Raw genomic sequence first — 12,297 nt, forward strand, 5'->3', positions numbered from 1 at the left:
TTCATTTTCTTAGCGGTTTCTGATAATCGTAATAAATCCTTTTTGAACCAGTTTATTTGGACCATAAGTAATTATATAATAGTACGTCCCCTCTGCAAGGTCATTTCCCCCGATAGTTCCATTCCAGCTATTATCGTATGACTTTTTACTGTACATCTCCCTGCCATTGCGGTCAAAGATCCGGACTTCATTATTCGGATACATATCAATGTTCTGTACGATCCAGGTATCATTTATACCGTCTCCATTTGGTGTTAAGATATTATTCGCAACCAATTTGTAATCCTCATTAATCTTAATAGTGATCGATGCCGAACTATTACAACCGCTGGCATTGGTTACCCTTACCGTATAAGTTGTGGTTTGCGACGGACGAACAGTAAGGGAAGCCGTATTTTGTCCACTAATAATACCACTTGCAGTAGACCAGCTGTAAGTCGTGCCTCCACCAGCTGTTAATACCGCAGTTTCACCTTTACTGATTTCAGTCCCTTTATTGCTTACTATACTTACCGATGGTATGGCATTGATTGTTAACGTACCATTTACGTACACCAAACTATAATTGTTTGATACACCACCTGATGGCACCAGAACATAATTACCTGCAACGTTTCTATTGGCCGTAGTGCTTACAACTGGTTTTGTACTCAATGAATTTTCATTATCGCCAGCTTTAAAACCAGTATACGTTACACCAAAGGTTGGGAACCCGTCTGACTGACACATCACAGCATTATTAGCAGTAACAGTCAGTACTGATTTAGTAATGGTCAAGTTACTACCGATGTAAGCAATTGTGTAATTGCCATTTAGTAAAAGTGTTCCCTGGTTGATTGCATAGGTGCCCACGTTTTCGCCAGGTGCCCTGGTCAGGCTTCCGCTGAAACTGTCGCCGGTTACCAATGCCGGAGCAAAGGTATAGGTCAATGCCGGATCAGCATCACCATAAGTTTTGCTTTTCGCTGCGGCCGTTACCGTGATGGTTTTTGCACCGATGCTCAGGTTCGCACCTACATAAGTTAAACTATAGTTACTGTTCAAAGCCAGTGTGCCCTGGTTGATTGCATAAGTACCCACATTCTCGCCAGGTGCCCTGGTCAGGCTTCCGCTGAAACTGTCGCCGGTTACCAATGCCGGAGCAAAGGTATAAGTCAGTGCAGGATCAGCATCTCCATAGGTTTTGCTTTTTGCTGCTGCGGTTACCGTAATGGTTTTTGCATTGATGCTTAGGTTCGCGCCTATATAAGTTAAACTGTAGTTACTGTTCAAAGCCAGCGTACCCTGGTTGATCGCATAAGTACCTACGTTCTCACCAGATGTCCTGGTCAGGCTTCCGCTGAAACTGTCGCCGGTTACCAGTGCCGGAGCAAAGGTATAAGTCAGTGCAGGATCAGCATCTCCATAGGTTTTGCTTTTTGCTGCTGCGGTTACCGTAATGGTTTTTGCATTGATGCTCAGGTTCGCACCTACATAAGTTAAACTGTAGTTACTGTTCAAAGCCAGTGTGCCCTGGTTGATTGCATAAGTACCCACGTTCTCACCAGATGTCCTGGTCAGGCTTCCGCTGAAACTGTCGCCGGTTACCAATGCCGGAGCAAAGGTATAGGTCAATGCCGGATCAGCATCGCCATAAGTTTTGCTTTTCGCTGCGGCCGTTACCGTGATGGTTTTTGCACCGATGCTCAGGTTCGCACCTACATAAGTTAAACTGTAGTTACTGTTCAAAGCCAGTGTGCCCTGGTTGATTGCATAAGTACCCACGTTTTCGCCAGGTGTCCTGGTCAGGCTTCCGCTGAAACTGTCGCCGGTTACCAATGCCGGAGCAGAGGTATAAGTCAGTGCAGGATCGGCATCGCCATAGGTTTTGCTTTTCGCTGCTGCCGTTACCGTAATGGTTTTTGCACCAATTGTTAAATCAGCACCTACATAAGTCACGGTATAATTGCTGTTCAAGGCTAGTGTACCCTGGTTGATCGCATAAGTACCCACGTTTTCGCCAGGTGTCCTGGTCAGGCTTCCGCTGAAACTGTCGCCGGTTACCAGTGCCGGAGCAAAAGTATAAGTCAGTGCAGGATCAACATCTCCGTAGGTTTTGCTTTTCGCTGCGGCCGTTACCGTGATGGTTTTTGCACCGATGCTCAGGTTCGCACCTACATAAGTTAAACTGTAGTTACTGTTCAAAGCCAGTGTGCCCTGGCTGATCGCATAAGTACCCACGTTTTCGCCAGTCGTCCTGGTCAGGCTTCCGCTGAAACTGTCGCCGGTTACCAATGCCGGAGCAAAAGTATAGGTCAGTGCAGGATCGGCATCTCCATAGGTTTTGCTTTTCGCTGCTGCCGTTACCGTGATGGTTTTTGCACCAATGGTTAAATCAGCACCAACGTAGCTCACCGTATAATTGCCGTTTAGTGCAAGTGTGCCCTGGTTGATTGCATAAGTACCCACGTTCTCGCCAGGTGTCCTGGTCAGGCTTCCGCTGAAACTGTCGCCGGTTACCAGTGCCGGAGCAAAAGTATAAGTCAAGGCAGGGTCGGCATCGCCATAAGTTTTGCTTTTTGCTGCTGCCGTTACTGTAATGGTTTTTGCACCGATAGTCAGGTCAGCACCTACATAAGTCACGGCATAATTGCTGTTTACTGCAAGTGTACCCTGGCTGATCGCATAAGTACCCACGTTCTCGCCAGGTAATCTCGTCAAACTTCCGCTGAAACTGTCACCGGTTACCAATGCCGGAGCAAAGGTATAGGTCAGTGCAGGATCGGCATCGCCATAGGTTTTGCTCTTCGCTGCTGCCGTTACCGTAATGGTTTTTGCATCGATCGTTAAATCAGCGCCTACATAAGTCACGGCATAATTGCTGTTTAGTGCAAGTGTACCCTGGTTGATCGCATAAGTACCCACGTTCTCGCCAGGTAATCTCGTTAAACTTCCGATGAAACTGTCGCTGGTTACCAGTGCCGGAGCAAAGGTATAAGTCAGTGCAGGATCAGCATCGCCATAGGTTTTGCTTTTCGCTGCTGCGGTTACCGTGATGGTTTTTGCACCGATGGTCAGGTCAGCACCTACATAAGTCACGGTATAATTGCTGTTCAAGGCTAATGTACCCTGGCTGATCGCATAAGTACCCACATTCTCACCAGGTAATCTCGTCAAACTTCCGCTGAAACTGTCACCGGTTACCAATGCCGGAGCAAAGGTATAGGTCAGTGCAGGATCGGCATCGCCATAGGTTTTGCTCTTCGCTGCTGCCGTTACCGTAATGGTTTTTGCACCAATTGTTAAATCAGCGCCTACATAAGTCACGGCATAATTGCTGTTCAAGGCTAATGTACCCTGGCTGATCGCATAAGTACCCACATTCTCACCAGGTAATCTCGTCAAACTTCCGCTGAAACTGTCACCGGTTACCAATGCCGGAGCAAAGGTATAGGTCAGTGCAGGATCGGCATCGCCATAGGTTTTGCTCTTCGCTGCTGCCGTTACCGTAATGGTTTTTGCACCAATTGTTAAATCAGCGCCTACATAAGTCACGGCATAATTGCTGTTTAGTGCAAGCGTACCCTGGTTGATCGCATAAGTACCCACGTTTTCACCTGGTAATCTCGTTAAACTTCCGATGAAAGTATCTGTACCTACGAGTGCCGGAGCAAAAGTATAGGTCAGTGCAGGATCAGCATCTCCGTAGGTTTTGCTCTTCGCTGCTGCTGTTACCGTGATGGTTTTTGCACCGATGGTCAGGTCAGCACCAACATAAGTTAAGGTATAATTACTGCTTAGTGCAAGTGTACCTTGGCTGATCGCATAAGTACCCACGTTCTCACCAGGTAATCTCGTTAAACTTCCGATGAAAGTATCTGTACCTACGAGTGCCGGAGCAAAAGTATAGGTCAGGGCAGGATCAGCATCACCATAGGTTTTGCTCTTCGCTGCTGCCGTTACCGTGATGGTTTTTGCACCAATTGTTAAATCAGCACCTACATAAGTCACGGCATAATTGCTGTTTACTGCAAGTGTACCCTGGCTGATCGCATAAGTACCCACGTTCTCGCCAGGTAATCTCGTCAAACTTCCGATGAAAGTATCTGTACCTACGAGTGCCGGAGCAAAAGTATAGGTCAGGGCAGGATCGGCATCGCCATAGGTTTTGCTCTTCGCTGCTGCCGTTACCGTAATGGTTTTTGCACCGATTGTTAAATCAGCACCTATATAAGTTAAGGTATAATTGCTGTTTACTGCTAGTGTACCCTGGTTGATCGCATAAGTACCCACGTTTTCACCTGGTAATCTCGTTAAACTTCCGCTGAAAGTATCTGTACCTATGAGTGCCGGAGCAAAAGTATAAGTCAGTGCAGGATCGGCATCTCCGTAGGTTTTGCTCTTCGCTGCTGCCGTTACCGTGATGCTTTTTGCACCGATTGTTAAATCAGCACCAACATACGTTACGGTATAATTGCTGTTTAGTGCAAGTGTACCTTGGCTGATCGCATAAGTACCTACGTTCTCACCAGGTAATCTCGTCAAACTTCCGCTGAAACTGTCACCGGTTACCAATGCCGGAGCAAAGGTATAGGTCAGTGCAGGATCGGCATCGCCATAGGTTTTGCTCTTCGCTGCTGCGGTTACCGTGATGGTTTTTGCACCGATTGTTAAATCAGCGCCAACGTAGGTCACGGAATAATTGCTACTTAGTGCAAGCGTACCCTGGCTGATCGCATAAGTACCCACGTTCTCGCCAGGTAATCTCGTTAAACTTCCGATGAAAGTATCTGTACCTACGAGTGCCGGAGCAAAAGTATAGGTCAGGGCAGGATCAGCATCACCATAGGTTTTGCTCTTCGCTGCTGCCGTTACCGTGATGCTTTTTGCACCGATTGTTAAATCAGCACCTACATAAGTTAAGGTATAATTGCTGTTCAAGGCTAGTGTACCCTGGTTAATCGCATAAGTACCTACGTTCTCACCAGGTAATCTCGTTAAACTTCCGCTGAAAGTATCTGTACCTATGAGTGCCGGAGCAAAAGTATAAGTCAGTGCAGGATCAGCATCTCCGTAGGTTTTGCTCTTCGCTGCTGCCGTTACCGTAATCGTTTTTGCGTTGATCGTTAGATCAGCACCAACATAAGTTAAGGTATAATTGCTGTTTACTGCAAGTGTACCCTGGTTGATGGCATAAGTACCCACGTTTTCGCCAGGTGTCCTGGTCAGGCTTCCGCTGAAACTGTCGCCGGTTACCAGTGCCGGAGCAAAAGTATAAGTCAAGGCAGGATCGGCATCGCCATAGGTTTTGCTCTTCGCTGCTGCCGTTACCGTAATGGCTTTTGCACCGATGGTCAGGTCAGCACCTACATAAGTCACGGTATAATTGCTGTTTACTGCAAGTGTACCCTGGCTGATCGCATAAGTACCCACGTTTTCGCCAGGTAATCTCGTCAAACTTCCGCTGAAACTGTCGCCGGTTACCAAAGCCGGAGCAAAGGTATAGGTCAGTGCAGGATCGGCATCGCCATAGGTTTTGCTCTTCGCTGCTGCCGTTACCGTGATGCTTTTTGCACCGATTGTTAAATCAGCACCTACATAAGTTAAGGTATAATTGCTGTTCAAGGCTAGTGTACCCTGGTTAATCGCATAAGTACCTACGTTCTCACCAGGTAATCTCGTTAAACTTCCGCTGAAAGTATCTGTACCTATGAGTGCCGGAGCAAAAGTATAAGTCAGTGCAGGATCAGCATCTCCGTAGGTTTTGCTCTTCGCTGCTGCCGTTACCGTAATCGTTTTTGCGTTGATCGTTAGATCAGCACCAACATAAGTTAAGGTATAATTGCTGTTTACTGCAAGTGTACCCTGGTTGATGGCATAAGTACCCACGTTTTCGCCAGGTGTCCTGGTCAGGCTTCCGCTGAAACTGTCGCCGGTTACCAGTGCCGGAGCAAAAGTATAAGTCAAGGCAGGATCGGCATCGCCATAGGTTTTGCTCTTCGCTGCTGCCGTTACCGTAATGGCTTTTGCACCGATGGTCAGGTCAGCACCTACATAAGTCACGGTATAATTGCTGTTTACTGCAAGTGTACCCTGGCTGATCGCATAAGTACCCACGTTTTCGCCAGGTAATCTCGTCAGGCTTCCGCTAAAACTGTCGCCCGTTACCAGTGCCGGAGCAAAAGTATAAGTCAAGGCAGGGTCGGCATCGCCATAAGTTTTGCTTTTTGCTGCTGCAGTTACCGTAATGGTTTTTGCACCAATTGTTAAATCAGCACCTACATAAGTCACGGTATAATTGCTGTTTACTGCAAGTGTACCCTGGCTGATCGCATAAGTACCCACGTTTTCGCCAGGTAATCTCGTCAAACTTCCGCTGAAACTGTCACCGGTTACCAAAGCCGGAGCAAAGGTATAGGTCAGTGCAGGATCGGCATCGCCATAGGTTTTGCTCTTCGCTGCTGCGGTTACCGTGATGTTTTTTGCACCGATTGTTAAATCAGCACCAACATAAGTTATGGTATAATTGCTGTTTAGTGCAAGCGTACCCTGGCTGATCGCATAAGTACCCACGTTTTCGCCAGGTGTCCTGGTCAGGCTTCCGCTGAAACTGTCGCCGGTTACCAGTGCCGGAGCAAAAGTATAAGTCAAGGCAGGGTCGGCATCGCCATAAGTTTTGCTTTTTGCTGCCGCCGTTACCGTGATGGTTTTTGCACCGATGGTCAGGTCAGCACCTACATAAGTCACGGTATAATTGCTGTTCAAGGCTAGTGTACCCTGGTTGATCGCATAAGTACCCACATTCTCACCAGGTAATCTCGTTAAACTTCCGCTGAAAGTATCTGTACCTATGAGTGCCGGAGCAAAGGTATAAGTCAGTGCAGGATCGGCATCTCCGTAGGTTTTGCTTTTTGCATCAGCAGTAATGGCAATAGCCAATGGAGCAACTGTACTGCCGGGTATAGATGTGGTTACATTAGCTGCTCCAGCACTGCTCAATGTAACATTAGTGCCTGCATAAGTATTGGCAGCAGCAGTGTTTTTTAATCTTACATAAACAACTTGTGATATTACACCAGCAGATCCTGCTATAACAGTATTACTAAATGTAATGTTATCTGTACTTACCTCAAAAGCTGCCGGTGGGCTAACTAATATACCTGCGGTCATGTTTACTCCAGAAACTGTAAAACTTGTTGAAGATGAAGCCGTACCATAAGTAGTTGTCAAGGCGCTTAAAGTTCCTGTTACCGTTATTGTTGGCGCAGCGATATAAGTAAACTGGTCGCTGGCACTGGTCGCGCTGGTGCCACCTGTTGTCGTGATGCGGACATCAACCGTGCCTGTTCCCGCCGGTGCGGTAGCCGTGATCTGTGTTGCCGAATTAACGGTGAAGCCAGTGGCCGCCGTAGCGCCAAAGGTCACCGCAGTAGTCCCGCTGAAGTTCGTGCCGGTAATGGTCACGCTGGTACCTCCGCTGGCTGGGCCACTGGTTGGGCTCAAAGCCGTTACCGTTGGCGCAGCCACATAGGTAAACTGGTCGCTGGCACTGGTCGCGCTGGTGCCACCTGTTGTCGTGATGCGGACATCAACCGTGCCTGTTCCTGCCGGTGCGGTCGCCGTGATCTGTGTTGCAGAGTTAACGGTAAAGCCGGTAGCTGCCGTAGCGCCAAAGGTCACCGCGGTTGCCCCGCTGAAGTTCGTGCCGGTAATGGTCACGCTGGTACCTCCGCTGGTTGGGCCGCTGGTCGGGCTCAAAGCCGTTACCGTTGGCGCAGCCACATAGGTAAACTGGTCGCTGGCACTGGTCGCGCTGGTGCCACCTGTTGTCGTGATGCGGACATCAACCGTACCTGTTCCTGCCGGTGCAGTCGCAGTGATCTGTGTTGCCGAATTAACGGTGAAGCCAGTGGCCGCCGTAGCGCCAAAGGTCACCGCAGTCGTCCCGCTGAAGTTCGTGCCGGTAATGGTCACGCTGGTACCTCCGCTGGCTGGGCCACTGGTTGGGCTCAAAGCCGTTACCGTTGGCGCAGCGATATAGGTAAACTGGTCGCTGGCACTGGTCGCGCTGGTGCCACCTGTTGTCGTGATGCGGACATCAACGGTGCCTGTTCCTGCCGGTGCAGTCGCTGTGATTTGTGTTGCCGAGTTAACGGTAAAGCCGGTAGCCGCAGTAGCGCCAAAGGTTACCGCAGTCGTCCCGCTGAAGTTGGTACCGGTAATGGTTACGCTGGTGCCTCCGCTGGTTGGGCCGCTGGTCGGGCTCAAAGCCGTTACCGTTGGCGCAGCGATATAGGTAAACTGGTCGGCGGCACTGGTCGCGCTGGTGCCCCCTGCTGTCGTGATGCGGACATCAACGGTGCCTGTTCCTGCCGGTGCAGTCGCTGTGATTTGTGTTGCCGAGTTAACGGTGAAGCCGGTGGCCGCCGTAGCGCCAAACCTCACCGCGGTTGCCCCGCTGAAGTTCGTGCCGGTAATGGTTACGCTGGTGCCTCCGCTGGTTGGGCCGCTGGTCGGGCTCAAAGCCGTTACCGTTGGCGCAGCCACATAGGTAAACTGGTCGCTGGCACTGGTCGCACTGGTGCCACCTGTTGTCGTGATGCGGACATCAACGGTGCCTGTTCCTGCCGGTGCAGTCGCTGTGATCTGTGTTGCCGAGTTAACGGTGAAGCCTGTAGCTGCCGTAGCGCCAAAGGTTACCGCAGTCGTCCCGCTGAAGTTGGTGCCGGTAATGGTCACGCTGGTGCCTCCGCTGGTTGGGCCGCTGGTCGGGCTCAAAGCCGTTACCGTTGGTGCCGCGACATAGGTAAACTGGTCGGCGGCACTGGTCGCGCTGGTGCCACCTGTTGTCGTGATGCGGACATCAACGGTGCCTGTTCCTGCCGGTGCGGTCGCCGTGATCTGTGTTGCAGAGTTAACGGTAAAGCCGGTGGCTGCCGTAGCACCAAACCTCACCGCGGTCGTCCCGCTGAAGTTGGTGCCGGTAATGGTCACGCTGGTGCCTCCGCTGGCTGGGCCGCTGGTCGGGCTCAAAGCCGTTACCGTTGGTGCAGCGCCATAGGTAAACTGGTCGCTGGCACTGGTCGCGCTGGTGCCCCCTGCTGTCGTGATGCGGACATCAACCGTGCCTGTTCCCGCCGGTGCGGTAGCCGTGATCTGTGTTGCAGAGTTAACGGTGAAGCCGGTAGCCGCCGTAGCACCAAAAGTCACCGCGGTTGCCCCGCTGAAGTTCGTACCAGTAATGGTTACGCTGGTGCCTCCGCTGGTTGGGCCGCTGGTCGGGCTCAAAGCCGTTACCGTTGGTACGGCCACATAGGTAAACTGGTCGGCGGCACTGGTCGCGCTGGTACCACCTGTTGTCGTGATGCGGACATCAACCGTGCCTGTTCCTGCCGGTGCAGTCGCTGTGATCTGTGTTGCAGAGTTAACGGTAAAGCCGGTAGCCGCCGTAGCACCAAAGGTCACCGCGGTTGCCCCGCTGAAGTTGGTACCGGTAATGGTCACGCTGGTACCTCCGCTGGCTGGGCCGCTGGTCGGGCTCAAAGCCGTTACCGTTGGCGCAGCCACATAGGTAAACTGGTCGGCGGCACTGGTCGCGCTGGTGCCACCTGTTGTCGTGATGCGGACATCAACAGTGCCTGTTCCTGCCGGTGCGGTCGCTGTGATCTGTGTTGCAGAGTTAACGGTGAAGCCTGTAGCTGCCGTAGCGCCAAAGGTCACCGCGGTTGCCCCGCTGAAGTTCGTGCCGGTAATGGTTACGCTGGTACCTCCGCTGGTTGGGCCGCTGGTTGGGCTCAAAGCCGTTACCGTTGGCGCAGCGATATAGGTAAACTGGTCGGCGGCACTGGTCGCGCTGGTGCCCCCTGCTGTCGTGATGCGGACATCAACGGTGCCTGTTCCTGCCGGTGCAGTCGCTGTGATTTGTGTTGCCGAGTTAACGGTAAAGCCGGTAGCCGCCGTAGCGCCAAAGGTTACCGCAGTCGTCCCGCTGAAGTTGGTACCGGTAATGGTTACGCTGGTGCCTCCGCTGGTTGGGCCGCTGGTCGGGCTCAAAGCCGTTACCGTTGGCGCAGCGACGGCCTGTACATAGGTGATCGAAAACTGACTGGCAGCCGCATTGCCATTGCCAGCTGCATCCTGGGCCACATTAGCTGCAATATTTATCGTTACCGCCCCATTAGCGGTTGGCGTTGCATTAAAAGTATAAGTTGTTCCATTGCCTGAAAATCCACTGATAGTGGCATTTCCAGGTGTAATATCTCCGGCCAGAAAACCGGTTACCGTTTCAGAAAAGGTAACTGTAAACGGAATTGGTGAAGTGCTGGTTGATCCGCCTGAGGAACCAGCTGTACTGCTGATCACAACAGAAGGGGCAATATTATCCACGGTAGCGTTGGCGTCATCAGCCGTAGTGGTTGTACCAGCTGAATTGGTAGCTGTTACCGATACATTTCTGTTGGTAGCATTTATATTGCCGGCTACAATTGTATAAGTAGCTGTCCAGGTATCGCTGCTGTTGGTAGCTGTTACTGCAGTACCTCCGCCAAACTGGCTGAAATCTATCGTTACTGCCGTAATGCCCGAATTATTATTTCCACTTGCTGAATTATTCCAGGTAGCGGTAACCACATCTCCAATTTTGTAGGCACCACCTGTGCCACTTGCGCCGCTAATGCTGATCGCGGTGGCAGTAACCGTTGGTGCAGCAGCTGTACCCAGGTTAAAACTTGTCCTATTGTCAGAACCAAATCCCCCACTAAAGGTATATGGCGTACCGGACGTAGTGGGACTATTCCAATTGGCAGCATTGGTAATATCAGCTAACCATGATGTTTTTGTTCCGCTTGATAAACTGGGATTATAGATGGCATTTGGCCAGCGGTTGGTGTTATTTGGGTTGGATATAAATCCAATCGAATAAGTAGTACCTAAACCGGGAGGTAATTCACTATAAAACGCGTTGGTTGTTTGTGTATACGCCGAACCCGTAACACCATTTGGATTAACAAACCAGCCACCAGAACTATTGGTGTCACCTGTAGTTCTGACATTATTGAAAGCAAATATAAATGACGGACTAGCATCAAGCCCCTGATAGATGAGCAATTGATCACCGGATGCAGAAGCCCAGGGGATTGAGAGAACAACAGAGTTGTTCCATCCTGATATCGTTACATCGCCAGGCGGCAACGCAGTACCATCACCCTTGGTGGCTGAAACGGTTTTTGATGAAGATATATTAATTTTAAATATGATTACTGTACCTGCAGGTATAAGGGCGGATGGCGTCCATTGAAGTAATCCATCTAAATTCATATTTGTTGTAAACATATTCGAAGCACTGATCCATCCCCGGTCAGTAATTTTAATCACCTCACCTTGGGCTATATCATTAAGTGCCACTACAGCAAAACTGCGTATAGAGCTTGTCCCCTGATCATAATCGCTATTCATCCCGATCACCGCAAGATCGCCTTTAGATAAAGCAGCCCTGGCATTTAATCCACTGATTAAAAGCAATGGGATAATGAATAAAAAATGAAATACTTTTTTGTAAAATTTCTTCATATAAATAACTTTCCTAAATCTTCAATACTTGCGGTAGATAATAAAAGTATAACCGGGATTGAAGTTTACCGGTTATACTGATCAATGGGCAGAATGATTCTCAGGTTTTAATTCCTTGCAGGAAAATTTCCTAACAAACAAATCACATAATTAAGCGCTAAAGAAGGCTGCCTGTTTTCGTGTATTGCTGGAGCAGGATTGCCTGTTATGGCCATTGATAGTGCCGTTAATTGCGGTCCTGTTACACTGCCCACACTAAGTGTTCCATTAGCCATAGGCGCTACTTGTACCCCCGCCTGTGGAACCCCATACATGCTTTCTGATAATGCAGTTGGTGCACCTAAAAAGTTACCCGTTGGTGTAGGATCGCCACTGTCGTTAGCCGATGCCTTAATTGTTAAAGTTGCTGTACCTGTTGCTGCGGGTACATATGTTAAACCATGCGTATGAGCTGACATCTGTGGCAGGCCAATTGGTACAGATTCTGTACCTTCTGAGTCACCTATGCTATATACTGAAAGCCCAGGCCCTTGCCCTGCACCTACTATCGTTCTTCCCTGTAAATCAGGTAATTTAAATGTACTTTTCCCATCGCCCCCGTAATAAGTGCCAATTATAGCATATAATGCCGTGTAACCATTTAACGGTAAAGTTTGTCCGTTACAGATTGCCCAATCCATTGGTGCAAACGTTCCTGCAAACATCCTTACTTCTCCTATAGTTCCTTCCATTGTTGATAAAATTTAGTAA

2 protein-coding genes are annotated in these 12,297 nt (G+C 49.8%); both read right to left on the bottom strand.

Annotated features, from left to right (window positions below; translation table 11 throughout):
* Window positions 1-9: 9 nt before the first annotated feature.
* Window positions 10-11,547 carry an MBG domain-containing protein gene (locus tag ABEG20_RS12070; protein WP_406823590.1) on the bottom strand — a complete coding sequence of 3,846 codons (11,538 nt, stop codon included), beginning with the start codon at window positions 11,545-11,547 and terminating at the stop codon, window positions 10-12.
* A 107-nt stretch (window positions 11,548-11,654) separates the two neighbouring features.
* Window positions 11,655-12,278 (bottom strand): phage tail protein, encoded by a 624-nt coding sequence (locus ABEG20_RS12075; protein ID WP_406823591.1) that lies wholly within the window; start codon window positions 12,276-12,278, stop codon window positions 11,655-11,657.
* Window positions 12,279-12,297 lie beyond the last annotated feature (19 nt).

The organism is Pedobacter sp. KACC 23697 (genome assembly GCF_045348445.1).
GTDB lineage: Bacteria > Bacteroidota > Bacteroidia > Sphingobacteriales > Sphingobacteriaceae > Pedobacter.

Coding starts and splice junctions, on each gene's coding strand:
- ABEG20_RS12070 (WP_406823590.1), bottom strand. CDS start 11,547: ATGAAGAAATTTTACAAAAAAGTATTTCATTTTTTATTCATTATCCCA.
- ABEG20_RS12075 (WP_406823591.1), bottom strand. CDS start 12,278: ATGGAAGGAACTATAGGAGAAGTAAGGATGTTTGCAGGAACGTTTGCA.